The 24,791-nt window shown below is 62.7% G+C and carries 29 protein-coding genes and 1 pseudogene; 21 read left to right on the forward strand and 9 right to left on the reverse strand.

Annotation, left to right across the window (positions count from 1 at the left end):
* Positions 1-114: 114 nt before the first annotated feature.
* Positions 115-1,323 carry an ammonium transporter gene (locus A7317_RS08415; RefSeq protein ID WP_041161126.1) on the forward strand — a complete coding sequence of 403 codons (1,209 nt, stop codon included), beginning with the start codon at positions 115-117 and terminating at the stop codon, positions 1,321-1,323.
* On the opposite strand, the gene A7317_RS08420 is transcribed toward A7317_RS08415, so the two are convergent.
* Positions 1,310-3,046 carry a cation:proton antiporter gene (locus tag A7317_RS08420; protein WP_024074253.1) on the reverse strand — a complete coding sequence of 579 codons (1,737 nt, stop codon included), beginning with the start codon at positions 3,044-3,046 and terminating at the stop codon, positions 1,310-1,312. The two genes, A7317_RS08415 and A7317_RS08420, sit on opposite strands and share 14 nt — an antisense overlap.
* Before the next feature lie 401 nt (positions 3,047-3,447).
* On the opposite strand from A7317_RS08420, the gene A7317_RS08425 reads away from it, so the two are divergent.
* From A7317_RS08425 to A7317_RS08435, 3 genes are all read left to right on the forward strand, one after another.
* On the forward strand, positions 3,448-3,684 hold the full coding sequence (locus A7317_RS08425; RefSeq protein WP_024074254.1) for a glutaredoxin family protein: 237 nt from the start codon (positions 3,448-3,450) through the stop codon (positions 3,682-3,684).
* 74 nt (positions 3,685-3,758) lie between these two features.
* Positions 3,759-4,094, forward strand: a complete 336-nt coding sequence (locus A7317_RS08430; protein WP_010565034.1) for a hypothetical protein — start codon at positions 3,759-3,761, stop codon at positions 4,092-4,094.
* A 72-nt stretch (positions 4,095-4,166) separates the two neighbouring features.
* Entirely contained in the window at positions 4,167-5,057 is an 891-nt protein-coding gene (locus A7317_RS08435) for a pseudouridine synthase (RefSeq protein ID WP_069077378.1), read from the forward strand.
* 54 nt (positions 5,058-5,111) lie between these two features.
* Here A7317_RS08435 and A7317_RS08440 read toward each other — a convergent pair whose 3' ends face one another.
* Positions 5,112-5,333, reverse strand: coding sequence for a YgdI/YgdR family lipoprotein (locus A7317_RS08440; protein WP_024074256.1), 222 nt, complete (start codon positions 5,331-5,333; stop codon positions 5,112-5,114).
* A gap of 79 nt (positions 5,334-5,412) precedes the next feature.
* On the reverse strand, positions 5,413-6,015 hold the full coding sequence (gene mobA, locus A7317_RS08445) for a molybdenum cofactor guanylyltransferase MobA (protein ID WP_024074257.1): 603 nt from the start codon (positions 6,013-6,015) through the stop codon (positions 5,413-5,415).
* 76 nt (positions 6,016-6,091) lie between these two features.
* On the opposite strand from mobA, the gene moaB reads away from it, so the two are divergent.
* Together moaB and glp are read left to right on the forward strand one after the other, a co-directional pair.
* Positions 6,092-6,631, forward strand: coding sequence for a molybdenum cofactor biosynthesis protein B (gene moaB, locus A7317_RS08450; RefSeq protein ID WP_024074258.1), 540 nt, complete (start codon positions 6,092-6,094; stop codon positions 6,629-6,631).
* Positions 6,615-7,841, forward strand: a complete 1,227-nt coding sequence (gene glp / locus A7317_RS08455) for a gephyrin-like molybdotransferase Glp (protein ID WP_069075568.1) — start codon at positions 6,615-6,617, stop codon at positions 7,839-7,841. Before moaB ends, glp begins: the two co-directional genes overlap by 17 nt.
* 289 nt (positions 7,842-8,130) lie before the next feature.
* Here the strand turns inward: glp and A7317_RS08460 are convergent, their stop codons facing one another.
* Entirely contained in the window at positions 8,131-8,460 is a 330-nt protein-coding gene (locus tag A7317_RS08460) for an EscU/YscU/HrcU family type III secretion system export apparatus switch protein (RefSeq protein ID WP_024074260.1), read from the reverse strand.
* The gene (locus A7317_RS08465) at positions 8,457-10,034 is read right to left on the reverse strand and encodes a flagellar hook-length control protein FliK (protein WP_069075569.1); all 1,578 of its coding nucleotides are present in this window, start codon (positions 10,032-10,034) and stop codon (positions 8,457-8,459) included. The genes A7317_RS08460 and A7317_RS08465 overlap by 4 nt, the downstream gene beginning before the upstream one ends.
* Positions 10,035-10,233: 199 nt before the next feature.
* Here A7317_RS08465 and ccmA point away from each other — a divergent pair, with 199 nt between their 5' ends.
* The 14 genes and pseudogenes from ccmA (at position 10,234) to A7317_RS08525 (ending at position 19,831) form a co-directional block, all read left to right on the forward strand.
* Positions 10,234-10,869, forward strand: coding sequence for a cytochrome c biogenesis heme-transporting ATPase CcmA (ccmA, locus tag A7317_RS08470; RefSeq protein ID WP_024074262.1), 636 nt, complete (start codon positions 10,234-10,236; stop codon positions 10,867-10,869).
* Complete coding sequence (gene ccmB, locus A7317_RS08475; RefSeq protein ID WP_024074263.1) at positions 10,866-11,534, forward strand: heme exporter protein CcmB; 669 nt, start codon at positions 10,866-10,868, stop codon at positions 11,532-11,534. The genes ccmA and ccmB overlap by 4 nt, the downstream gene beginning before the upstream one ends.
* Before the next feature lie 87 nt (positions 11,535-11,621).
* Entirely contained in the window at positions 11,622-12,377 is a 756-nt protein-coding gene (locus tag A7317_RS08480) for a heme ABC transporter permease (RefSeq protein ID WP_024074264.1), read from the forward strand.
* Positions 12,374-12,550: a heme exporter protein CcmD gene (gene ccmD / locus A7317_RS08485; RefSeq protein WP_003172771.1), complete on the forward strand. Its 177-nt coding sequence runs from the start codon at positions 12,374-12,376 to the stop codon at positions 12,548-12,550. The genes A7317_RS08480 and ccmD overlap by 4 nt, the downstream gene beginning before the upstream one ends.
* Positions 12,547-13,002 carry a cytochrome c maturation protein CcmE gene (ccmE, locus tag A7317_RS08490; RefSeq protein ID WP_069075570.1) on the forward strand — a complete coding sequence of 152 codons (456 nt, stop codon included), beginning with the start codon at positions 12,547-12,549 and terminating at the stop codon, positions 13,000-13,002. The genes ccmD and ccmE overlap by 4 nt, the downstream gene beginning before the upstream one ends.
* A 3-nt stretch (positions 13,003-13,005) precedes the next feature.
* Positions 13,006-14,994: a heme lyase CcmF/NrfE family subunit gene (locus tag A7317_RS08495; RefSeq protein ID WP_069075571.1), complete on the forward strand. Its 1,989-nt coding sequence runs from the start codon at positions 13,006-13,008 to the stop codon at positions 14,992-14,994.
* The gene (locus A7317_RS08500; protein ID WP_069075572.1) at positions 14,991-15,527 is read left to right on the forward strand and encodes a DsbE family thiol:disulfide interchange protein; all 537 of its coding nucleotides are present in this window, start codon (positions 14,991-14,993) and stop codon (positions 15,525-15,527) included. Before A7317_RS08495 ends, A7317_RS08500 begins: the two co-directional genes overlap by 4 nt.
* Entirely contained in the window at positions 15,524-15,997 is a 474-nt protein-coding gene (locus tag A7317_RS08505; RefSeq protein ID WP_024074268.1) for a cytochrome c-type biogenesis protein, read from the forward strand. The genes A7317_RS08500 and A7317_RS08505 overlap by 4 nt, the downstream gene beginning before the upstream one ends.
* Positions 15,990-17,180, forward strand: a complete 1,191-nt coding sequence (gene ccmI / locus A7317_RS08510; RefSeq protein WP_024074269.1) for a c-type cytochrome biogenesis protein CcmI — start codon at positions 15,990-15,992, stop codon at positions 17,178-17,180. The genes A7317_RS08505 and ccmI overlap by 8 nt, the downstream gene beginning before the upstream one ends.
* Positions 17,181-17,195: 15 nt before the next feature.
* Positions 17,196-17,585: a hypothetical protein gene (locus A7317_RS08515; RefSeq protein WP_024074270.1), complete on the forward strand. Its 390-nt coding sequence runs from the start codon at positions 17,196-17,198 to the stop codon at positions 17,583-17,585.
* Between the two features lie 571 nt (positions 17,586-18,156).
* Positions 18,157-18,363: a hypothetical protein gene (locus A7317_RS30580; protein ID WP_155766385.1), complete on the forward strand. Its 207-nt coding sequence runs from the start codon at positions 18,157-18,159 to the stop codon at positions 18,361-18,363.
* A gap of 70 nt (positions 18,364-18,433) precedes the next feature.
* The gene (phnN, locus tag A7317_RS08520) at positions 18,434-19,006 is read left to right on the forward strand and encodes a phosphonate metabolism protein/1,5-bisphosphokinase (PRPP-forming) PhnN (RefSeq protein WP_069075573.1); all 573 of its coding nucleotides are present in this window, start codon (positions 18,434-18,436) and stop codon (positions 19,004-19,006) included.
* Positions 19,007-19,343: 337 nt separating this feature from the next.
* Positions 19,344-19,415, forward strand: a pseudogene (locus A7317_RS31365) (addiction module toxin, HicA family); the annotation flags it as partial.
* Between the two features lie 11 nt (positions 19,416-19,426).
* Positions 19,427-19,831, forward strand: coding sequence for a type II toxin-antitoxin system HicB family antitoxin (locus A7317_RS08525; RefSeq protein WP_069075574.1), 405 nt, complete (start codon positions 19,427-19,429; stop codon positions 19,829-19,831).
* Here the strand turns inward: A7317_RS08525 and A7317_RS08530 are convergent.
* Complete coding sequence (locus A7317_RS08530; RefSeq protein WP_024074273.1) at positions 19,828-21,024, reverse strand: MFS transporter; 1,197 nt, start codon at positions 21,022-21,024, stop codon at positions 19,828-19,830. The two genes, A7317_RS08525 and A7317_RS08530, sit on opposite strands and share 4 nt — an antisense overlap.
* A gap of 178 nt (positions 21,025-21,202) precedes the next feature.
* Here A7317_RS08530 and A7317_RS08535 point away from each other — a divergent pair, with 178 nt between their 5' ends.
* On the forward strand, positions 21,203-21,817 hold the full coding sequence (locus tag A7317_RS08535) for a DUF5666 domain-containing protein (RefSeq protein ID WP_024074274.1): 615 nt from the start codon (positions 21,203-21,205) through the stop codon (positions 21,815-21,817).
* 129 nt (positions 21,818-21,946) lie between these two features.
* Here the strand turns inward: A7317_RS08535 and A7317_RS08540 are convergent, their stop codons facing one another.
* From A7317_RS08540 to A7317_RS08550, 3 genes are all read right to left on the reverse strand, one after another.
* Positions 21,947-22,951, reverse strand: coding sequence for a sulfate ABC transporter substrate-binding protein (locus A7317_RS08540; RefSeq protein ID WP_024074275.1), 1,005 nt, complete (start codon positions 22,949-22,951; stop codon positions 21,947-21,949).
* A gap of 95 nt (positions 22,952-23,046) precedes the next feature.
* A complete protein-coding gene (locus A7317_RS08545; RefSeq protein WP_024074276.1) occupies positions 23,047-23,871 on the reverse strand; it encodes an ion transporter in 825 nt (274 codons plus the stop codon).
* A 31-nt stretch (positions 23,872-23,902) separates the two neighbouring features.
* Complete coding sequence (locus tag A7317_RS08550) at positions 23,903-24,778, reverse strand: urea transporter (RefSeq protein ID WP_069075575.1); 876 nt, start codon at positions 24,776-24,778, stop codon at positions 23,903-23,905.
* Positions 24,779-24,791 lie beyond the last annotated feature (13 nt).

Here is a 24,791-nt window from a genome sequence, read left to right on the forward strand (position 1 = left end):
AGCGGTTCACACCCTCGCAAGAGGGGTGGGGCCGCTGGTGCCAATTTAGTGCGCGATTCGCTGGCTTGAACCGCTTTGGTGCTTTTTGCCTTTAATGCAGGCCTGCCAACCTCCATGGAAAATTTGCAAAGCGCGGTGGACACTCTTGTCCATAGCTCCAACACTCTGTTCATCCTGATTGGTGCGGTCATGGTCCTGGCCATGCATGCCGGTTTCGCCTTCCTCGAAGTCGGCACCGTGCGCCAGAAGAACCAGGTCAACGCCCTGTCGAAGATCCTCAGCGACTTCGCCATCTCGACCCTGGCCTATTTCTTTATAGGCTATTGGATCTCTTATGGCGTGAGTTTCATGCATCCGGCCGCGGTGATCAGTGTCGATCATGGCTATGGCCTGGTGAAGTTCTTCTTCCTGCTGACCTTTGCCGCCGCGATCCCGGCGATCATTTCCGGGGGCATTGCCGAGCGTGCAAAGTTCGCTCCGCAGTTGTGCGCGACGGCGTTGATCGTAGCCTTCATCTACCCGTTTTTCGAAGGCATGGTGTGGAACGGCAATTTCGGCCTGCAAGCCTGGTTGCTCGCGACCTTTGGTGCCCGCTTCCATGATTTTGCCGGGTCGGTGGTGGTGCATGCCATGGGCGGCTGGCTGGCGCTGGCGGCGGTGCTGTTGCTGGGGCCGCGCAATGGACGTTATCGCGAAGGGCGCCTGGTGGCGTTTGCGCCGTCGAGTATTCCGTTCCTGGCGCTGGGCTCGTGGATTCTGATCGTCGGCTGGTTCGGCTTTAACGTGATGAGCGCACAGACCCTGGACGGGGTCAGCGGCCTGGTGGCGGTCAATTCGTTGATGGCCATGGTCGGTGGCACCGTGGCGGCCCTGGTGATCGGTCGCAACGACCCCGGCTTCCTGCACAACGGCCCGCTGGCCGGGCTGGTGGCGATCTGCGCCGGTTCCGACCTGATGCACCCGGTGGGCGCTCTGGTCACGGGGGTGGTGGCCGGTGGCCTGTTTGTGTGGTGCTTTATCGCCGCCCAGGATCGTTGGAAAATCGACGATGTACTGGGCGTGTGGCCGCTGCATGGCCTGTGCGGCGTGTGGGGCGGCATTGCCTGCGGCATCTTCGGCCAGGCGGCCCTGGGCGGTTTGGGCGGCGTGAGCCTGCTCAGCCAGTTGATCGGTACGGCCCTCGGCGTGGTCGTGGCGCTGGGCGGCGGCCTGCTGGTGTATGGCGTGATCAAGCACGTACATGGGCTGCGCCTGAGCCAGGAAGAGGAGTATTACGGCGCGGACCTGTCGATCCACAAGATCGGCGCAGTCAGTCAGGATTGATCGGCGCCTCTTCGTCAGTGCCCGGGTGCGAATAAAAGCCATGCAGCAGGCGGTAGCGGTTATGTCGCACTTCATCCACCCGCGCCTGCACCTGATGGTCCGGCAGGCCCAGCAGGATCAAGGCGTGGGAGGCGAGCATCAGGCTCGACTCCAATAGCTCCGGCACCACTTCGCTGGCGCCGGCGGCTTTCAGCTCGGCCAGTTGGCTGTCGTCGCGGGTGCGCACCAGGATCGGTACCTGCGGGTTGATCCGGCGCGCCTCCTTCAGCACCGCCAGGGCCACATCGGTATTGTCCACCGCGATCACCACCAACCGCGCCCGCTCCAGGCCGACCGCGCTGAGCAAGGCGCCACGGCGGCAGTCGCCGTAGTGCACGCTGCTGTCTTCGGTGGCGGCTTCCTGCACCCGTTCCGGGTCATCATCCAGGGCGATGTAAGCCTGTTGTTCCCTACGCAGGAAGCGCCCGATGGATTGGCCGACCCGCCCGTAGCCACAGATCACCGCATGCCCGTGCAATTGGGCGTTGAGCGCGGTGATGGCTTCCAGTTGTACTTGCTGGTTGGGTTTACGGTGCAGACGCAGGGCGATGGCCGGTGCGGCGCGCAACAGCAGTGGGGTCAGCAGCATCGAGCAGAAGGTCGCGGCGAGCAGCAGGCCGTTGAATTCATCGGGTATCAGCCGGCCCTGTTGCATCTGCGCCATCAATGCAAAACAAAATTCGCCGCCCTGGGCCAGGGCCAGACCACTGCGCCAGGCGGTTTCGCTGTCGCTGCCACGCAGCTTGACCAGTGCGGCCACCACACACCCTTTGACCAGCATCAGCGTGAGGGTCAGGCCGAGGATCAGCAGGCTGTGGCTAAGGAACAGTTGCAGGTCGATCAGCATGCCGATGCTGACAAAAAACAGCCCCAGCAGGATGTCGCGAAATGGCCGGATATCCGCTTCGATCTGGTGCCGGTAGTGGCTTTCTCCCAGCAGCATGCCGGCCAGAAAGGCGCCGAGGGCAGGGGAGAGCCCAAGCAAATGGGTGAGCCAGGCCGTCAGCAGGACGATCACCAAGGCCAGCAGCACGAACAGCTCAGCCGAGTGGGAGGCGGCGACTTCATGGAACAGGCGTGGCAACAACCAACGGCTGGCGAGCAACAGGCCAATGAACAGCACCCCGGTCTTGCCCAGGGTCAGTGGCAGCGCCCAGTACCAGGCCTGTTCACTGCTGCCGGTAAACACCGGCACCAGCGTCAACAGCAGCACCGCGACCACATCCTGGAACAGCAACACGCCAATCGCATTCTGGCCATGGCTGCTGAAGATTTCTCCGAGGCTGGTCAGCTCCTTGCTGACGATGGCCGTGGAGGACAAGGCCAGCCCGGCGCCGAGCAACAGTGCGACGCCGGGCGCGAGCCCAAACCCCATCAACAGGCCTCCCAGCAGCATCCCGCAGCCCACTACCTGCAAGCTGCCCAAGCCAAACACCACGTGGCGCAGGGCGAGCATCTTGGTCAGGGAAAACTCCAGGCCCAGGGAAAACAGCAGGAACACCACGCCGAGTTCGGCCAGGTCGGGCAATGCTTCACTGTCATTCACCCAGTCGAGGGCGGTCGGTCCCACGGCCAGGCCCACGCACAGGTAGCCCAGCACCGGGGGCAATTGCAGCCGGCGAAACAGCGCAATCACCACCAGGGATGAGGCCAGAATGATCAGCAGGTTGGCGAACACAAGCATCTCCGTTGCGGGGCGAGCGGACAAAAGGCCGTGAGAGTGGCTGAGTCAGTTATAGGCCATGGTGATCTGGGTCAGGGTTTTATTGTGGTCGGCGGGCTTATTGTGGTTGATGAGCTGCCGTGGCAAGCGCGCCTATTGTGATGTTTGTGGCGAACGGGCTTGTTGTGGCGAGCGGGCTTGCCCCGCGTTGGGCTGCGTAGCGGCCCCAATAGAACCCCCACGTTCCCTCAGGCAGAAATACGGTGTTTGGTTTTGGGGCTGCTGCGCAGCCCAACGCGGGGCAAGCCCGCTCGCCACAGGCAGTTTGCTCAACGCAGTAAGCCTGCCACAACGGGCTGCCTCGCCACAGGTTTTCGTCAGGCTTAGAATGCTCGTCTACTTACTGATCAGGTCCATTCGCCATGCTTCCTGAATGCCAGCTGTTCGGCACCCTGGGTTGCCATCTTTGTGAAATTGCCGAGGCCGAAATCATTCCGCTCGTCGAACACGGGTTGCTGGTCGAGTTGGTTGATATCACCGACCCCGAAGACCTGACCGACGCCTACGGCCTAAGGATTCCGGTGCTTCGACGGGTAGATACCGGAGCTGAACTGGATTGGCCTTTCGACACTGAGCAGGTTGTCGCCTTCCTGCGCTGACGTTTATGCGATGGCGAGTTTCCGAATATTACGTTACTGTATGTTTGTACAGCGATTGAATAGAGGGAACGCCCGTGGTGAATGTTGAACAACTGAAAAGCAGCGTCAATCGCATGTCCGCCGATGTCGTGCGCGACGCGGTGAACGAGCTGCGCCTCGACGGCCTGGTCACGGAAGGCAAGACGCCGTTTAACAAAGTGCATTTCAATACCTGCTTTGCGGAGATCGAGGCGTTGTTCCAGCGCGCCGGTTACCACAAGCAGCTGGATGTGGTGGGTTACCAGGGCTTGCTCTACGCGTTGTACGACCCCGGCCGCTGGGAGGCGGTGGACGTGCTGCGCTGGCTCAAGGAGTTCACCGAGGCGGCCAGTGCCTCGCCGATCCTGCGCGCGGAATTGGCCAAGGCCTGAGATCCGCCCTAGGCTTGATCCCGCTCCATGCGGGATAATGCCGGCCTGTTTTTCCAGGTTTCGAGCATCGGCATGTCCACTTCCGGTTTTTCCGCGTCCCAGCACCAAGCCAGCACTTTGTATTTGCCTCCCGGCTCTTGGGCGACGGTCCTGGAGTGCCTGTGCGGGCATTTCCCGGCGATCAGTCGTGAACATTGGCTGGACCGCATTGCGCGTGGTCGGGTGCTGGATATCAACGGCCGCCCGATTCCGCTGGACCTGGCCTACAAGGAAGGCCTGTGCATCTATTACTTCCGTGAAGTGCCCAACGAAAAAGTGATCCCGGTGCAGGAAACCATCCTGTATGCCGACGAGCACTTGGTGGTGGCCGACAAGCCGCATTTCCTGCCCGTGACCCCGGCCGGTGAATATGTCGAGCAAACCCTGTTGCGTCGCCTGATTCGCCGTCTGGATAACCCGTCGTTGGTGCCCCTGCATCGCATCGACCGGCATACGGCGGGGCTGGTGCTGTTCTCGGCCAATCCCCACAGCCGTTCGGCCTACCAGCAACTGTTCCCCACGCGCCGGATCGATAAATTCTACGAAGCCATCGCCCCGGCCTTGCCGAACCTGACCTTCCCCCTCGTGCATAAAAGCCGCCTGGTCGATGGCGAACCGTTCTTCCGCATGCAGGAAGGCGAGGGTGCCAGCAACACCGAAACGGCGGTTGAAGTGCGTGAAAAACACGGCGACTTATGGCGCTACGGCCTGTTCCCTGTGACCGGTAAGAAGCATCAGCTGCGCGTGCACATGACAGCGCTGGGGGCGAGTATCTGCAACGACCCGTTCTACCCAGAGGTGATCAAGGATGCCGTGGACGACTACGCCAACCCCTTGAAACTGCTGGCCCAGGGGGTGCGTTTTATCGACCCGGTCAGCGGTGAGGCGCGCAGTTTCCGCAGCCAGATCACCCTCCACTGGTAACCCCCGGAAACGACAAGGCCCGCACGCGGCGGGCCTTGGGTGCAAGCGCTGGGCTTACAGGTCTTTAACGGTGCGAACCTGGTCTTTGTTGATGCGGGTGCGCTTGCCGTCAAGCTGCTCGAATTCGTAGAAACCCGTATCTTCATTGTATTTCGGGGTGTCGACGGCCTGGATTTCGCGACCGTCATTCAGGGTGATCACTGTTGGCGAGGCGCAACCGGCAAGGGTAGCGAGGCCCAGTGCAAGCATGAGAGCGGCGATGGTCCGTTGAGTCATGAGTGTGTCTCCGAGAGAATTCTTTTTGAGTGCTGACTCTGTGACGTGTAAGGCGTCGACAAAGTTCCTTGTGCGAGGTTCATTCTGACACGCCAGGCTGCGTGTGTAACAGCGCGGGTGTGTTCAGGTTGGCCAGGCGCGGGTCATCGGGCGGGCAGTCCAGCCCCACGCCACCCAGTTGCAGGAAGAGCTTGCGCGGACTGCGCTCACCGGCTTGCCAACCCCGTTCTACCTCGGTTTGCAGGCTGGTCGGGATGATGCAGATCAAGGGTTCCCAGAACTCACCGTGACGCACCATCACCGGCAGCTGTGGATGCTGTTGTGCAATCCTACGCAGGTCGGCGAGCAGTTGGGCATCGAGGTGCGGGACATCGCACGGCAAAACCAGCAAATGTTCATGGCGTGCGGCGGCTAATCCCGCGCGGACGCCCGCCAGCGGCCCGGGAAAGTCCGGGCTGTCGTCATTCACCAGTTGGTCGGCGTAGGGCGCATACCGGTCCTGGTTGCGATTGCACGAGATGATCAGGTCGTCGGTCAGCGGCCGGACCAGGCGCTGCAAGTGCGCGATCAACGGCGCGCCGTGCCATTGGAGCAGACCTTTGTCCTGGCCGCCCATGCGTTGGCCGCGGCCACCGGCCAGCAGCAGAATCGAACAGGGCAGGGGCGAAGAATCATCGGGCATGTGGGTTCCGCAGCGGCAGGTAAATGGGGGCCTGTGATATAACATCGGGCTGTTCCTTCGACAACCGGACCGTGCCATGAAAGCCAAGGCAGATGCGCCCTTCGTACCCCTGAATATCGCTGTACTGACCGTCAGCGACACCCGCACCCTGGACACCGACACGTCGGGCCAGGTGTTCGTCGACCGCCTGATCGCCGCCGGCCACCACCTTGCCGAACGCGTGCTGCTCAAGGACGACCTCTACAAGATCCGCGCCCAGGTCGCCCACTGGATCGCAGAAGACGTGGTGCAAGTGGTGTTGATCACCGGTGGCACTGGCTTCACCGGTCGCGACAGCACCCCGGAAGCCGTGAGCTGCCTGCTCGACAAACAGGTCGACGGCTTCGGTGAACTGTTCCGGCAGATCTCCGTGGCCGATATCGGCACCTCCACCGTGCAATCCCGCGCCCTGGCCGGCCTGGCCAATGGCACCCTGGTGTGCTGCCTGCCCGGCTCTACCAACGCCGTGCGCACCGGGTGGGACGGTATCCTCGCCGAGCAGTTGGACAACCGTCACCGCCCCTGCAACTTCGTGCCGCACCTCAAGCAGGCCGAACCCTGTGAATCCCGTGGATAAGCCGGGCAAGACCGGTGCCCTGATGCCGGTGGAAGACGCACTGCGGCAATTACTGGACATGGCTGAAGCGGCACCGATCCGCGAGCAGGAAGTATTGCCCCTGGCCGAGTGCGACGGTCGGGTATTGGCGCAAGACATGGTCTCGACCCTCGACCTGCCGCCCTGGCCCAACAGCGCCATGGACGGTTACGCCGTGCGCCTGGCGGACTGGACGGGAGAGCCGCTGGTGGTGAGCCAGCGCATTTTCGCAGGGGCCGCGCCGCAGCCCTTGGCCCTGGGGACCTGTGCGCGCATCTTCACGGGAGCGCCAGTGCCCGAAGGCGCGGACTGCGTTGAGATGCAGGAAAACGCGGAGGTCCATGCCGATGAGCGCGTCAGCTTTACTCAGCCGCTGCACGTCGGCCAGAACATTCGCCCCCAGGGCCAGGAAACCACGGTGGGCGAACGGGTACTGTCCGCTGGCACACGCCTGGGCCCGATCGAACTGGGCCTGGCGGCGTCGCTGGGCCACGACTGCTTGAGCATCGTGCGCCGTGTGCGCGTCGGGGTGCTGTCCACCGGCGACGAATTGATCGAGCCGGGTTTGCCGTTGGGCCCAGGCCAGATCTACAACAGCAACCGCCGCGTGCTATGCAGCTGGCTCGAACGCCTGGGCTGCGATGTGATCGATGCCGGTATTCTTCCCGATGACCTGGAGCAGACGCGTACCCGCCTGGCGGGCCTGGGCCATGTCGACCTGATTCTGTCGACCGGCGGAGTGTCGGTGGGCGAGGCGGACTTCCTTGGCATCGCCTTGCGTGAAGAGGGTGAACTGGCCTTGTGGAAGCTGGCGATCAAGCCGGGCAAGCCGCTGACCTTTGGTCACTTCCGCGGCGTACCGGTGATCGGCCTGCCGGGCAACCCGGCATCGACCCTGGTGACCTTTGCCCTGTTGGCACGGCCTTACCTGTTGCGCCGCCAAGGTGTGGCAGAAGTTGAGCCGCTGCGTTTCGAAGTGCCTGCGGGCTTCACCTGGCCCAAGCCGGGCAACCGCCGCGAATACCTGCGCGGGCGCATCGAGCAGGGCCGGGCGATCATCTATCGCAACCAGAGCTCCGGCGTGCTGCGCAGCGCGGCGTGGGCGCAAGGGTTGGTGGAGGTGTTGGAGGGTACGACGCTGGAGATGGGTGATCGCGTCAATTTCATCCCCCTGAGCGAAGTCCTGAATTGACCTCAAGCTGAATGTCGACTTAGCGCTGTCGCGCAGTAACCATGGACCCCCTGTGGTGAACGGGCTTGCTGTGGTGAACGGGCTTGTTGTGGCGAGCGGGCTTGCCCCGCGTTGGGCTGCGCAGCAGCCCTAAAACCAGGCACCGCGGTGTGTCAGTTAAAAACACATCGCCTGCAATGGGGCTGCTTCGCAGCCCAACGCGGGGCAAGCCCGCTCGCCACAACAAACCCGCTCGTCACAACAAATCCGCTGGCCACAACAAGTCCGCTGGCCACAAAGATGCGTACATTCAGTAATCGTCGCCACGCTCGGTCACATCCCGCTCCACGGGCCCGGCATCCGGGTCGTACCCCACCGGAAACTTGCCCTTCAACGTCCAGGCAAACGCAATGATCTCGGCGATCGTGCGGTACAACTCCTCCGGGATACTGTCCCCCAGTTCCATGCGCGCGAGCAGCTTTACCAGCTCGGCGTTTTCATAGATAGGCACTTCATTTTCCCGGGCCAACTTGAGTATCGCTTCGGCCAGGGCGTCGTCGCCCTTGGCGGTCAGGGTCGGCGCTTGCTGGCCGTCGTATTTGAGCGCAATTGCCTGGCGCGGCGGGTTGGAGTTTTTCATGCGGTTTCATCCACCCAGCGTTGTTCCAATCCGGTTTTGGGCCCGCGGGGTGGCGTGCCCAGGTGGCAATCCAGATCGCCGACGTTGAGCCCCGATGACACCAGGCGCTCGCGAAGGCTGCCCAGGTGGCTCTCGATCAGGCTGGCGGTGAAGGCGCGCGAGGCCCACAACTGGCTGGACAGCTTGCCTTGGGTCAGTTGCGCCTGGACCTGCAACGGCCCCAGCGGCTCCATATCGAAGGCCAATTCGACGCGCCAAAGCATCTGCTTGGGGTCCTTCTTTTCTTTACGTTCAGGCTGTTCCTTGTCCGGCGTCGGCTCTTCACGCTGGAACTTGACCTGCAACGGCACGATGTCTTGCAACGTGCGCATGGGGATTTCCAGTTGCCAGGTGGTTTGCAGCCGGCCATCGGCAGTGGTACCGGTTTGCTCCAGGCTCGACAGCTGGTGGCTCTGCAGGCGCGAGATCGCCCCGGCGGCCAGGCGCAGCAGGTTTTCCAAGTCGCCTTCACCCTCCAGCTTTGCCATGAGCCGTTCGGGCAGCGGGAAACTGGCGGGTATTTGTCGGGCGCTGACCTGGCCCAGGGTGTTCAGCGGGCTACGCACAAAGTTCGGTAAGACCTGAGCCAGGGTGTTGGCAGCGAGGATGGCACTCAAGTTGGTGTTGGCCGGCAGGGCCGGTACCAGGTCGGCGACCAGGCGCAGCAGCGCGCCCTTCATATCCAGCGGCGGTACCTGCGGGTTTTGCCCCGCGAGTAATTTGGCTTCGAGAAAGGCCCCGCTGTTCTGGATCACCTGCGCCAGCACCTTGGGGTTGCTGACCTGCGCCAGGTCGGGCAACGCGGCCAGCAAACGCTCGGCGGCCGCGCGCAGGTCGGCCGAGGTGCTGTCACTTTTCGGCAGGTTTTGCAGCGCGGTGAACACCACATCCAGCGAGCCCTGGCGACTTTGCTGGGTGGCGAGTTGCTGGGTGACCGCCAATTGATCCTTGAGCCCGCTCAACGGCACGAAGTTCAGGGTTTGCGCGTTCTGCACCACGGCGCTGAGCAAACTGCCCACGCGCAAGGGTTGCGGGCTTTCCACCGTCAGCGTCGCGCCAGCCAAGGCGTTATTGAGCACGGTCACCAGCGACCGATAGATCGCCGGCTGCGTGGTGCCCTGGGGCAGGGCCTGGGTGGTCAGCACCTTGGCCTGCAGCAGGGTGCCTTCCGGCAGCTTGGACGTATCGATACGGGTCAGTGCGGCGACATTGGCGCTCAAGGCTTGTTGCAGGCTGATGGCCAGGTTGCCGGCCGGGGTCTGGCTGACCGATACGTTAGTGCCCAGCGGCAAGGGCTGCGGGCTGCTGGCCTGCACCAGGGTCTGGCGGCCACCGTCCAGGGTCAATTTGAGCAACAGCTGAAACGCCTCGCCCCCTTGTTTCAGGGCGAGAACCTCGGCGTTCACGGTTTTACCCGGGTCGATCAGCCCGATTTGCGGCTCCAGCAGTTTGAGCAAGGCGCCTGGGGCAGGCGCGGGGCTTTGCCCGGCCACCGGGGCGGGAGGAAGCGTAGGAAGGTTGATCTCACCGGTCATCGCGCGCGTCGTCTCTGGGAAATTGCCCTCTTTAGCGTAGGGCATCGCATGTATAATGCCGCCCGTCTGCAAAGAGAGCGGTAAAAACCTCACAACTATTTGATCCAGCTCTCTAAAATCGGTCGCCAAAGCCGTTATTGTGCTTCTTTCTATAACGGCCGCTGCACCGCCGACTTGAACCGTAAAGGCCCGCGATCTCTTGACCAGCCCTCTTCTTGAAGCCGTAGCGCTTGCCTGTGAACGCGACCTGCGCCTGCTGTTCGAACACCTCGAATTGCGTCTGGCGGGCGGTGACATGGTGCAGATCAGCGGCCCCAATGGCAGCGGCAAGACCAGCCTGTTACGCCTGCTGGCCGGGCTGATGCAGCCGACGGCCGGTGAAGTCCGGCTCAATGGCAAGCCGTTGAACGAACAGCGCACCGAGCTGGCCCGCAACCTGGTCTGGATCGGCCACGCCGCCGGTATCAAGGACGTGCTCAGCGCCGAAGAAAACCTCAGCTGGCTCAGCGCCCTGCATCACCCTGCCTCCCGCGATGCCATCTGGCAGGCCCTGGCCGCAGTCGGCCTCAAGGGCTTTGAAGACGTTCCCTGTCACACCCTGTCCGCTGGCCAACAGCGTCGCGTGGCCCTGGCGCGCCTGTACCTGCCGGGCCCGCCGTTGTGGATTCTCGACGAACCGTTCACCGCCCTCGATAAACAAGGCGTCGCCCAGCTCGAAGAGCACCTGGCCCGTCACTGCGAGCAGGGTGGCATGGTGGTGCTGACCACCCACCACACGCTGGTGCGTATGCCCGCCGGCTACCGTGACCTTGACCTGGGCCGGTGGTCGCTATGAGTGTGTTCGCCCTGCTGGTCGCACGCGAAGCGCGGTTGTTGTGCCGCCGCCCGGCGGAACTGGCCAACCCGCTGGTGTTCTTCGCGATTGTGATCGCATTGTTCCCGTTGGCCGTCGGCCCCGAGACTAAACTGTTGCAAACCTTGTCGCCGGGGCTGGTGTGGGTGGCGGCGCTTTTATCCGTCCTGCTCTCGCTGGATGGGCTGTTTCGCAGTGATTTCGAAGACGGTTCCCTCGAACAGTGGGTCCTTTCGTCGCACCCCCTGCCACTTCTGGTACTGGCCAAGGTACTGGCACACTGGGCTTTTTCCGGCCTGGCGCTGGTGCTGCTCTCGCCGTTGCTGGCGATGATGCTAGGGTTGCCCACTGAGTGCCTGCCGGTGTTGCTGCTTTCCTTGTTGCTCGGCACGCCGACCCTCAGCCTGTTGGGGGCGGTAGGCGCGGCGCTGACGGTAGGTTTGAAGCGCGGAGGCCTGTTGCTGGCGCTGTTGATTCTGCCGTTGTATATCCCGGTGTTGATCCTGGGCAGCGGCGCTTTGCAAGCCGCGCTCATGGGCATGCCGGCGACCGGTTACCTGCTGTGGCTGGGTAGCCTGACCGCCCTGGCGGTAACCCTGACACCCTTTGCTATAGCGGCCGGCCTGAAGATCAGCGTCGGCGAATAATGAGGTCTGGCCAAGCGTTCTAAACCTTAGCCAGTAAAGACCCTGAGCTTCCCGTGACGACGGGCAGCAACCGTGATGGAAACAGCAATGAACTGGACCTGGTTTCACAAGCTCGGCTCGCCTAAGTGGTTTTACGGCATCAGCGGCAAGCTGCTGCCGTGGTTGAGCGTCGCCGCCATTTTGCTGATCGGCATCGGCCTGGTCTGGGGCCTGGCCTTCGCGCCGCCGGACTACCAGCAAGGCAACAGCTTTCGCATCATCTATATCCATGTGCCCACCGCGATGCTGGCCCAGTCCTGCTACGTGATGCTGGCGGTGTGCGGCATCGTCGGCCTGGTGTGGAAGATGAAGCTGGCGGACGTCGCCCTGCAATGCGCCGCGCCCATCGGCGCGTGGATGACCGCCGTGGCGCTGGTCACGGGCGCGATCTGGGGCAAACCCACCTGGGGGTCGTGGTGGGTGTGGGATGCACGACTAACGTCCATGTTGATCCTGCTGTTCCTGTACTTCGGTCTGATTGCCCTGGGCAACGCGATCAGCAATCGTGACAGCGCCGCCAAGGCCTGCGCGGTGCTGGCGATTGTCGGCGTGATCAATATCCCGATCATCAAATACTCGGTGGAGTGGTGGAACACCCTGCACCAGGGCGCCACCTTCACCCTCACCGAAAAACCGGCCATGCCCGTGGAAATGTGGGCACCGCTGCTGCTGATGGTGCTGGGGTTCTACTGCTTCTTCGGCGCCGTGCTGCTGATGCGCATGCGCCTCGAAGTGCTCAAGCGTGAAGCCCGCACCACGTGGGTCAAGGCCGAAGTGCAAGCCAGCCTGGGAGCGCGTGGATGAGTTTTGCTTCTTTCAGTGATTTTCTCGCCATGGGCCACCATGGCCTGTATGTCTGGACGGCCTATGGCATCTGCCTGGCGGTGCTGGCCCTCAACGTCGCCGCGCCGATCCTGGCTCGCAAGCGTTACCTGCAACAAGAGGCGCGTCGTCTGCGCCGGGAGACCGAAAAGTGAATCCGCTGCGTAGAAAGCGTCTGTTGATCATCCTTGCCATCCTGGCGGGCGTCGGCATTGCCGTCGGCCTGGCCTTGAGTGCCCTGCAACAGAACATCAACCTGTTCTACACCCCGACCCAGATCGCCAATGGCGAAGCCCCGCAGGACACGCGCATCCGCGCCGGCGGCATGGTGGAGAAGGGCTCGCTCAAACGCTCCGGTGATTCCCTTGACGTCACCTTCGTGGTCACCGACTTCAACAAGGCCGTGACCATCACCTATCGCGGCATCCTCCCGGACCTGTTCCGCGAAGGCCAGGGCATTGTCGCCCTGGGCAAGCTCAACGCCGACGGCGTGGTGGTGGCCGATGAAGTGCTGGCCAAGCACGACGAGAAGTACATGCCGCCCGAGGTCACCAAGGCGTTGAAAGACAGCGGCCAACCCGCTCCAGCACCCGTCAAGGAGGGCTAAGTGATGACGTCCGCACTGTTTATTCCAGAGTTGGGCCAGTTGGCGATGATTCTCGCCCTGTGCTTTGCCATCGTGCAGGCCGTGGTGCCGTTGCTCGGCGCCTGGCGCGGCGATCGCCTGTGGATGAGCCTGGCGCAGCCGGCCGCCTGGGGCCAATGTGCATTCCTGGTCTTCGCGTTCGGCTGCCTGACCTACGCCTTTATGACCGACGACTTTTCTGTCGCCTACGTGGCCAATAACTCCAACAGCGCCTTGCCCTGGTACTACAAATTCAGCGCCGTGTGGGGCGCCCACGAAGGGTCGTTGCTGCTGTGGGCCTTGATTCTCGGCGGCTGGACGTTCGCCGTGTCGATCTTCTCGTGGCAATTGCCACAAGTGATGCTGGCGCGGGTGCTGGCGGTGATGGGCATGATCAGCATCGGCTTCCTGCTGTTCCTGATCATGACCTCCAACCCGTTTACCCGCATCCTGCCGCAGATCCCGGCGGACGGGCATGACCTCAACCCGTTGTTGCAGGACATCGGCCTGATCGTGCATCCACCGATGCTCTACATGGGGTACGTGGGTTTCTCGGTGGCCTTTGCCTTCGCCATTGCCGCCTTGCTCGGCGGGCGCCTGGATGCGGCCTGGGCGCGCTGGTCGCGGCCCTGGACCATCGTGGCCTGGGCCTTCCTCGGCATTGGCATCACCCTCGGCTCCTGGTGGGCCTACTACGAGCTCGGCTGGGGCGGCTGGTGGTTCTGGGACCCGGTGGAAAACGCCTCGTTCATGCCGTGGCTGGTGGGCACCGCGCTGATTCACTCCCTGGCCGTCACTGAAAAACGCGGCGTGTTCAAGAGCTGGACCGTGTTGCTGGCCATCGCGGCATTTTCCCTCAGCCTGCTCGGCACCTTCCTTGTGCGTTCGGGCGTACTGACTTCGGTGCATGCGTTCGCGTCTGATCCTGCGCGCGGCGTGTTTATCCTGATCTTCCTGCTGTGTGTGGTGGGGGGCTCACTGACCCTGTTCGCCCTGCGCGCGCCCGTGGTCAAGAGCCAGGTGGGCTTTAACCTGTGGTCGCGGGAAACCCTGTTGCTGGGCAATAACCTGGTGCTGGTGGTGGCCGCCTCGATGATCCTGCTCGGCACCCTGTACCCGCTGGTGCTGGATGCGCTGAGCGGCGCCAAGCTGTCCGTCGGCCCGCCGTACTTCAACGCGTTGTTTATCCCGTTGATGGGCCTGTTGATGGTGGTGATGGCGGTCGGCGTGCTGGTGCGCTGGAAAGACACCCCGGTCAAATGGCTGGCGGGCATGCTGATGCCAGTGCTGCTGGGCAGCGTCGCCTTGGCGGTGATCGCCGGAATCGCCTATGGCGATTTCAACTGGGCGGTACTGGCCACCTTCCTGCTCGCCGCCTGGGTGTTGCTGGCCGGTGTGCGCGATATTGTCGACAAGACCCGGCACAAGGGCCTGATCAATGGCCTGCCGACCCTGACCCGCAGCTACTGGGGCATGCAGATCGCCCACATCGGCATCGCCGTGTGCGCCCTGGGCGTCGTGCTCTCCAGCCAGAACAGCGCCGAGCGCGACCTGCGCCTGGCACCGGGCGAGTCCATGGACCTGGCCGGTTATCACTTCATCTTCGAAGGCGCCAAGCACTTCGAAGGGCCGAACTTCACCTCCGACAAAGGCACCATCCGCGTCGTGCGCAACGGTAAGGAAGTGGCCGTGCTGCACCCGGAAAAACGCTTGTATACCGTGCAGAGCTCGATGATGACCGAAGCCGGGATCGACGCCGGTTTCACCCGTGACCTCTACGTCGCCCTGGGTGAGCCACTGGGTGATGGCGCCTGGGCGGTGCGCGTGCATGTCAAACCGTTCGTGCGCTGGATCTGGTTCGGTGGGTTGATCACGGCGGTCGGTGGTTTGCTCGCGGCGCTGGACCGGCGCTATCGGGTCAAGGTCAAGAGCCGGGTGCGTGAAGCCCTCGGTCTGCAAGGAGCGGCGGTATGAAACGTTGGTTGATGGTCGTGCCGCTGGCGGTGTTCCTGCTGATGGCGGTGTTCCTGTATCGCGGGTTGTACCTGAACCCGGCCGAGTTGCCCTCGGCCATGATCGGCAAGCCGTTCCCTACCTTCAACCTGCCGACGGTACAGGGCGATAAAACCCTGACCCAGGCCGACCTGCTGGGCAAACCGGCGCTGGTCAACGTGTGGGGCACCTGGTGCATCTCCTGCCGCGTCGAACACCCGGTGCTGAACAAGCTCGCCGAGAAGGGGGTGGTGATCTACGGCATCAACTACAAGGACGACAACGCGGCGGCCTTGAAATGGCTGGCCGAGTTCCACAACCCATACCAGTTGGATATCCGCGATGAAGACGGCAACCTCGGTTTGAACCTCGGCGTCTACGGTGCCCCGGAAACCTTCTTTATCGACGCCAAGGGTGTGATTCGCGACAAATACGTCGGCGTGATCGACGAGGTGGTGTGGCGTGAGCAACTGGCCGCCAAGTACCAGGCACTGGTCGACGAGGCCAAGCCATGAAGCGTCTGTTAGCCGCTGCCGTACTGGCGCTGGGCTTGGCCGGTGTGGCCCATGCCGCCATCGACACGTACGAATTTGCCAAGGACGCTGACCGCGAACGTTTCCGCGAATTGACCAAGGAACTGCGCTGCCCCAAGTGCCAGAACCAGGACATTGCCGATTCCAACGCGCCGATCGCCGCCGACCTGCGCAAAGAGATCTTCCGCATGCTGGGGGAGGGCAAGGACAACCAGCAGATCATCGACTTCATGGTCGACCGCTACGGTGATTTCGTGCGCTACAAACCGGCCCTCACCGGCAAGACCGCGCTGCTCTGGTTCGGCCCCGCCGGGCTGCTGCTGACCGGGGTGGTCGTCATGGCCGTGATTGTCCGCCGTCGCCGCGCCGCGCCTACCGATGGCTCCGACGCGCTATCCCCCGAAGAGCGTAAACGCCTCGACCAATTGCTGGACACCAAGACTGATGATTGATTTCTGGCTCGCAGCCGGGTTGCTGCTTCTGATTGCCCTGAGTTTCCTATTGATCCCTGTGTTGCGCGGCCGCCGTGCCCAGCGTGAAGAGGACCGCACCGCGCTGAACGTGGCGCTCTACCAAGAACGCGTGGCCGAGCTGCAAGTGCAGCAGGACGAAGGCGTACTCAACGCCGCGCAACTCGACACCGGCCGCGCCGAAGCTGCCCGCGAGCTGCTGGCCGACACCGAAGGCGTGGAAAAACCCCGCGAGTCGCGCCTGGGCAAACCCTTGCCATTGTTGGCGGCGTTCCTGGTGCCGGTGCTGGGCGTTGTGCTTTACCTGCATTATGGCGCCAGCGACAAGGTCGAACTGACTCGCGAATTCTCCCAGCCGCCGGTGTCCATGCAAGACATGACCCGCCGCCTGGAACGCGCTGCCGCCGCGCAACCGGACTCTGCCGAAGGCCTGTACTTCCTCGGGCGTGCCTACATGGCACAAGACCGTTCGGCCGATGCCGCCAAAGTCTTCGAGCGCACCGTGGCCCTGGCCGGGCGCCAGCCTGAGCTGTTGGGGCAATGGGCCCAGGCCCAGTACTTCGCCGACAACAAACAGTGGTCGCCCAAAATCCAGGCCCTGACCGACGAAGCCCTGAAGCTGGACCCCAAGGAAGTCACCAGCCTCGGCCTGCTCGGTATTGCCGCGTTTGAAGGCCAGCGCTATCAGGAAGCGATCGACTACTGGAGCCGCCTGCTGGCCCAACTGCCCCCGGAAGATAATTCCCGTGTTGCCCTGCAAGGCGGGATTGACCGCGCGGCAGAGAAGCTGAAAGAGAGCGGTGGCACCGTCGCCCAAGCGCCTAAGGCGACGCTGAAAGTTCGCGTGGATCTGTCCGCCGACGTGAAGGCCAAATCCCTGCCGGGCGACAGCGTTTTCATCTTCGCCCGCGCGGTCTCTGGCCCGCCGGCGCCTTTGGCGGCCAAGCGCGTGACCGTCGCCGACTTGCCCGTCACCGTCGAACTGGGCGATGCCGACGCGATGATGCCGCAGTTGAAACTGTCCAACTTCCCCGAAGTCCAACTGGTTGCGCGCATATCCCGGGCCGGTCAACCGACCACAGGCGAATGGATCGGCCGCAGCCAACCCCTGGCCAGCAGCACCACTGCGCTGCAGCAGCTGACCATCGACAGTCCGGACCAGTAATTCGAGGAAACGCCTATGACCGCATTTGCACGTATCACCTTGCTCAGCCTGGTACTGGGGCTGAGCGCTTGTGCGGTCCACCGACCTCCCGCGCCCACCGGCCCGACCATCCCCCCGGGCCCATCGACCCAGCCGAGCACCAGGCCCTCCGGCCCGGTGACCCCGGCACCGAAACCTGTGCCAACCTCGTCACCCACCTTCGCCCCGCCCCCCGGCGCCGCCAGCCACTGGGACGGCAAGATGCAGGTATACGTACTGGACGACCAGCCTGACACCTTCTACCGCCAGCGCACCTACTACCGCTGGAGCAACGGCTGGAGCCGTTCCATCAGCCCGAACGGGCCTTGGGAAGACACCGACGTGCACGGCGTGCCGCCGGGGTTGAGCAGGCAGTACGCCCAATGACAAAAGGCGACCTTCGGGTAATGCCAGTCATTACCCTGTAACTGTGCCGAGCGTGCTTGTCGTGGCGAGCGTGCTTGTTGTGGCGAGCGGGCTTGCCCCGCGTTGGGCTGCGAAGCAGCCCCCAAAACCTGGCGATTTAATATGCCTGGAGAAACGCGGTGGCCTTATTGGGGCCGCTTCGCAGCCCAACGCGGGGCAAGCCCGCTCGCCACAACAAGCCCGCTCGCCAAACGCGGTGGCCTTATTGGGGCCGCTTCGCAGCCCAACGCGGGGCAAGCCCGCTCGCCACAACAAGCCCGCTCGCCACAGGTTACTCTTTGTTCGTTCTATCTCTTGACTGACTGGCATCAGGGTTTAGATCTGCGCGCTATCAAGCCACGGCGCGGTGAGGTGATCGAACGCCACCCGAAATCTGTGTAGGGCCGGTCCTAACGATGAGGCGGCATAAGAAAGAACGAGCCGTACGCAGATTGGGCGCCGGGGGATGGAAACCCGGCAGGGGCATGCCCTCCTGCGTACAGCTCGCTCGACATCATGCGTGCCCGATCCAGGGTGAGCCGTAGGAAAAGTCTTGTTTTGCCTCAGCCCAGGCTATATCGGCGGATGTGCCGGCATTCCCTCGCTGCTGGGTCGGTATGGAATCGACCGTTTTCGCCCAATGATGGCCGCGTCGAACGTGATGCGCGGTGGGGCGTACTCGGGTAGTGTGGCCACCTCCGGCCTGGCGACCCAACGGTTGCTGGATAGACTTTCCAGTGATGACGACGCGAGCAACTGACGGCAAGCCCAGAGCTGTAAAGGCGTCCTGTAGTGCAACACATATGGCGACAAGCAAAGAGGGTGTTTTCATGGCAGGCAGGTTGATCTATCTCATCGGGCCATCGGGTTCGGGCAAGGACAGCCTGCTGGATGCGGCACGACCCCGCTTGGCCGAGCGCGGCTGCCGCTTGGTGCGCCGCGTGATTACCCGTTCGGCGGAAGCCGTGGGCGAGGCCGCGCAAGGGGTAAGCCCCGAACAGTTTGCCGCGATGAAGGCCGAGGGCGCGTTTGCCCTGAGCTGGCAGGCCAATGGGCTGTCCTACGGGATTCCCAGGCAAATTGACGAGTGGCTGGCGGCGGGGGAGGACGTGTTGGTCAATGGCTCCCGTGCGCACCTGGCGCAAACCCGTGAGCGCTACCCGACGTTGCTGGTGTTGTTGCTGACGGTTGACCAGGTCGTGTTGCGCCAGCGCCTGATTGCGCGTGGGCGTGAGTCTTTGCCAGATATTGAAGAACGCCTGGCGCGCAATGCGCGGTTCACCGCGCAACTGATCGCCGGCAATGAGGCAGGACTGTTTGTGCTGGATAACTCCGGCCCATTGGAGCACACCGTCGAGCGTCTGCTGTGCTGCCTCGACCAAGGGCACTCGGCGTGTGCTTGACCCTGCTGGGCCGGTAACGCGCGGCAAATCCCGGTCGAGTGCGCCGGCGCGTACCGGGGGTTTTCAGGGTGTGCCCCATGCCGACCCTTACGACTATTACGCACGTTTGCGCCGCGTCGACGAGCTGCTATTCGACACCGATCTCCGGATGTGGATCGCCAGCCGCACCAGGAGCGTCGAGGCAGTGCTGGCACATCCTGATAGTGGTTGAATGGACCTATCCCACGGTTCAAGCGTGCAGTGCTAAGCCAATAACCCTTCCACATATTCCACAAACGCCCGCGCCTTGGCGCTCGTCATCCTGCCTGTGGGGAACACCGCCCATAGATCCCGTGCGCATCCCAAGAAGGATCTGCCGCTGGGCACCGTCAGAAGCATCAGGAAACGCGCCGGGCTGTTTCAGTTTTAAGGAGAGCATTCATGCAATACCCAATCTGTATCGAATGGGGCGATGACTTCACCGCTACCGGTATCCAGATCCCCGATATTCCAGGCGCCGTCACTGCCGGGGACAGTTTTGAAGAAGCGTACAACGCTGCTGTGGAGGTCGCGCACATCCGGCTGCAGGAGATCGCCGCAGAGGGTGGGGTGATTCCGATGCCCACGTCGGTGGCCGATCATTACGCCCACGCAGACTATGCGGGGATGGGCTGGGGGATGCTGGAGTTGGACATCTCGCCCTATCTGGGCAAGACCGAGAAGGTCAATGTGACCTTGCCCGGCTATGTCATCCAGCGCATCGACCGGTATGTGCGCGAGCACAAGGTCAAAAGCCGCTCGTCATTTCTGGCGGACGCGGCTTTGGAGAAGTTGGTGCGCTCTTAGGCGGTGGCGACCGCCGCCTGCCGCGATGCACTGAGGAAGCGCAGTAACGCCAGCAACGGAAACGCGCTGCCTACCAGCATCACGCCCAGCCAGCCGCCGTGTTCGTACACGCTGCTGGCAATCGCCGAACCGAAGGCGCCGCCGATGAAAATGCTGGTCATGTACAGCGCGTTCAGGCGGCTGCGGCTGTTGGCGTCAAGGGCGTAGATGGCGCGTTGGCCGAGGACCATGTTCATCTGTACGCAGAAGTCCAGGACCACGCCGGTCACCGCCAGGCCGATCACGCTGTACAGCGGGTGGACGAAGGCCGGCAGGAAGCTCAACACCGCAAAGATCATGGCCAGCAGCGAAGCACGGTGGGTGTGGCCGGCATCGGCCAGGCGCCCGGCGATGGGGGCGGCGATGGCACCGATGGCGCCGACCAGGGCGAAGATCGCAATCTGGGTCTGGCTCAGGCCGTGGTTGCGCACCAACTCCAGCGGGGCGGCGGTCCAGAACAGGCTGAAGGTGGCGAACATGCAGCCTTGATAAAAGGCGCGTTGGCGCAGCAGCGGTTGATCACGCAGCAAGGTGCCGAGGGAGCGCAGCAGTTGGCCGTAACTGGCGGAGTGATCCGGTTGACGCTTGGGGATGGTCAGCATCAGCACCACGCTGATAAACGCCATCAACGCTGCCGCCGCCATGAACATCGCCCTCCAGCCAAAATGATCCGCCACCACGCTGGACACCGGCCGTGCCAGCAGGATGCCCAGCAGCAGGCCGCCCATGATGCTGCCCACCACCCGTCCCCGCGACTCGGCCGGCGCCAGGTGCGCGGCCAATGGGATCAGGATCTGCACCGACACCGAACTGAAGCCGATCAGCAGCGACACCAGCAGGAACAAGTTCGGCTGCTCGGTGAACGCCGCGCCCAACAGGCTGGCAATGGCTACCACGGTGGTGGCGATCATCAGCTTGCGGTTCTCCAGCAAGTCACCCAGGGGGACCAGGAAAAACAGGCCCAGGGCGTAGCCGATTTGCGTCAGCGATACGATCAGGCTGGCCATCGCCGGCGTCAGGCCGATGTCCGGTGCGATGAGTTCGATGATCGGTTGTGCATAGTAGATATTGGCGACGATGGCGCCGCAGCAAAACGCAAACAGCATCACCATCCCGCGGGTCATGGTGCTTGCAGCGTGTGAGGTAGCGTTCATGGTGTTCTCATAAAAGCGAAGGAAGATGGCGAGCGAGAATAAAGACAAGGCCCGGCGGGCAGTAGGCCGTTTGTGGTGATAACACTCATGCCGGGCATTAATGACTGAAACGTTAATTTTCGGGTCGAAGGGCAATGATACATTCAGTCATAACTGCCGAAACAGGAAATCCAGTGCCATGAAGATCACGCTGAACAAGATGCTCCTGGCGTCAAGCCTGGCCGCCGCGATGGCCGTCGGCCTCGCCCACGCCGCGGAGGCGCCGCGGGTAGGCGTGCGCGGCGCCATCACCGCGATGGACGGCGACGCCATGCACGTCAAGGTCAACAGTGGTGAAGAGGTGACTGTGCACCTGACCCAGGCCACCCAGGTCCGCGCCGTGACCCTGGCCAAGATCGATGAGATCAAACCGGGCAGCTACATCGGCTCGGCCGCCATGCCCAACGCCGACGGCACCCTGACCGCCCTGGAAGTCCACGTGTTCCCACCGGCGATGGCCGGCACGGGTGACGGGCATCGGGCGTTCGACCTGAAGGAAGGCAGCAGCATGACCAACGGCACCGTCGGCGACCTGGTCGTCAGTAACGGGCGCACGTTGACGGTGAAGTACAAGGGCGGCGAGCAGAAGATTGTGGTGCCGGAGGATGTGCCGATCGTCAACCTTGAGCCAGGAGACCGTAGCTTGCTTAAACCGGGGGTCAAGGTGGTGTTGTTCGCGGCACAGGGCAAGGACGGAACGATCACGGCCCAGGCGATTTCCGCCGGCAAGGATGGCGTGACACCGCCGATGTAACACCAACCACAAAACTAAATGTGGGAGGGGGCTTGCCCCCGATGGCGGAGTGTCAGTCGACAGATGTCTCACTGATGCACTGCCATCGGGGTGCAAGCCCCCTCCCACATGTTTACCGCGTTTCTTCAGTTATTGACCGGAATAGATCTGGTCGAACACCCCACCATCATTGAAGTGGGTCTTCTGCACGGTACGCCAGTCACCAAAAGTCTTCTCCACCGACAGGAAGTCGACTTTCGGGAAGCGGTCGGTGTACTTGGCCAGCACCTTCGGGTCACGTGGGCGCAGGTAGTTGTTGGCCGCGATTTCCTGGCCTTCTGGCGACCACAGGTACTTCAGGTAATCTTCAGCGGCCACGCGGGTGCCTTTTTTCTCGACCACTTTGTCGACCACGGACACCGGCGGCTCGGCCTCGGCGGAGACGCTTGGGTAGATCACTTCGAATTGATCACGGCCGAATTCACGGGCGATCATTTCCGCTTCGTTTTCAAAGGTCACCAGCACGTCGCCGATCTGGTTGGTCATGAACGTGGTGGTGGCTGCACGGCCGCCGGTATCCAGCACTGGCGCTTGCTTGAACAGCTTGCCGACAAACGCCTTGGCCTTCTCTTCATCACCGCCGTTCTTGAGCACATAACCCCAGGCCGACAGGTAGGTGTAGCGGCCGTTACCCGAGGTTTTCGGGTTGGGCACGATCACTTGCACGCCATCCTTGAGCAGGTCAGGCCAGTCTTTCAGGGCTTTGGGATTGCCCTTGCGCACGATAAACACGGTGGCGGAGGTGAACGGCGCGCTGTTGTTCGGCAGGCGCGTTACCCAGTTGTCCGGTACCAGCTTGCCGTTGTCGACCAGGGCGTTGATGTCAGTGGCCATATTCATGGTGATCACGTCAGCCGGCAGGCCGTCGATCACCGAGCGCGCTTGTTTGCTGGAACCGCCGAAGGACATCTGCAACGTCAGCTTGTCGTTCGGGTGCTCGGCTTCCCAGTGCTTCTGGAAGGCGGCGTTGTAGTCCTTGTAGAAGTCGCGCATCACGTCATAGGAGACGTTGAGCAGGGTGACCGGTGCAGCCTGGACGGCGCCCGCCAGGGCAAGGCCGGCGGCCAGGAGAGAGGCGCTAACGAATTTTTTCACTGCTCATTCCTTGTTGTTCGAGAAGAGGGGGAGGCACATTGCCAGCGACTATAGCTGGGGCGGCATAGTCGTTTAAAGATTAAAAAGAACTTTGCTTATTCCACTTTCTTAAAAAGATTGCTGCCGCAGCGCGAGCAAAATGCTGCGTTGGGCTCGTGGCTGTCCTTCTTGCACACCGGGCAGTCGGTGTGCAGTTGCTCGCCACGCATGGCACTGGCCAGCTCCGCGGTAAAAATACCCGTGGGCACGGCAATGATTGAGTAACCGGTGATCATCACCAGCGAGGAAATCACCTGGCCCAGCGGTGTCTTTGGCACGATATCGCCGAAGCCCACGGTGGTCAGGGTCACGATCGCCCAATAGATGCCTTTGGGGATACTGGTAAAGCCGTGTTCCGGGCCTTCGATCACGTACATCAAGGTGCCGAACACCGTCACCAGGGTGCACACGCTCACCAGGAACACCACAATCTTCTGCTTGCTGCCGCGCAGCGCCGCCATCAGGTAGTTGGCCTGCTTGAGGTAGGGGCTGAGCTTGAGCACGCGGAAAATCCGCAGCATGCGGATGATGCGGATGATCAGCAGGTACTGCGCGTCGCTGTAATACAGCGCAAGGATGCCGGGCACGATGGCGAGCAAATCCACCAGCCCGTAAAAGCTGAAGGCGTAGCGCAACGGCTTGGGCGAGCAGTACAGGCGCAACCCGTACTCGATCAGGAAGATCAGCGTAAAGCCCCATTCAATGTAGGCCAGCACATCGGCATAGTTCTGGTGGATCTGGTCGATGCTGTCGAGCATCACGATCACCAGGCTGGCGAGGATGATCAACAGCAGGATGCCGTCGAAGCGCCGTCCGGCGACGGTGTCGCTCTGAAAAACCATGACGTAGAGTCGCTGACGCCAGTCGTTGTTGCTGTCCATAAAGCCCGCCTGAATCGAATATCGAGCAAGCCTAGGGGGATTCAAAGGGGCTGTCCATGCGCGGTTTCCGAAGCACGCGAAGGCTGGCGCGCACCAGCCAGCAGGCGAGGATGAACGGCGCGGTCAGCGCTGGCAGGTGCAGGGCGGCAAAGCCGGGCGTGAGGATGATGGTCAGCAGGATGCCAAGCAGCGGCAGCCACGCTTGGCAACGCACCTGGCTGAGCGCCAACGCCGCCAGCGCAGGGTTGTAGCTGTGCAGGCCGAGCAGGGCGCTGGTGGGCTCCTTCAGCCACAGCGCAAGCAGCACGCCGGCACTGGTGCCGGTCAAGGCCCATATCGCGGAGCGTCGATTCGCCAGCCACAGGCCGAGGGCAATCAGGGCGCCGGCCTGGGGCTGATCCAACAGCATGATTTGCGCGAGCCCGGTCAACGGCGCGGCGCTGAGGGAAACGATGTCGGGTTGGGCCGGGGTAAGCGTGCTCGCGGGGACTGTTCCCAGCAGCAACCAACCCAGGCCGACAAAAGGCGCGGTATAGGCCGGCAAGTCATCGGGCTGGCTGGCGCGTTTCAACCATTGCCGCATCAGGATCGCACTCAAGCCGCCGCACGCCAGGATCAACGGTGGCAGCACGGCCGTCCAGGCGAACTGCTGACTGATCAACACGCCCACTAACACGCCGTTGTAGCTATAAAGCCCGGCCTGGCGCTCAGCCTTGGGATAACCGCGACGCTGGGCCGTGAGCAAGCCCGCCACGCCACCCAGCAGCGCGCCACCGAGCAAAGCCGGGGCGCCGATCAGGATTGCCAGCAGGCACAGCAGGCCGCACAGCGGATGGCGTTGCAGGACAATCTGGCTGAAGCCGTTGAGCAGGGCTTCGGCCCAGTCGGGGCAGGTTGGGTTGGGCATGGTGGGTATTCAG

Source organism: Pseudomonas fluorescens, assembly GCF_001708445.1.
Classification (GTDB): Bacteria; Pseudomonadota; Gammaproteobacteria; order Pseudomonadales; family Pseudomonadaceae; genus Aquipseudomonas; species Aquipseudomonas gorinensis.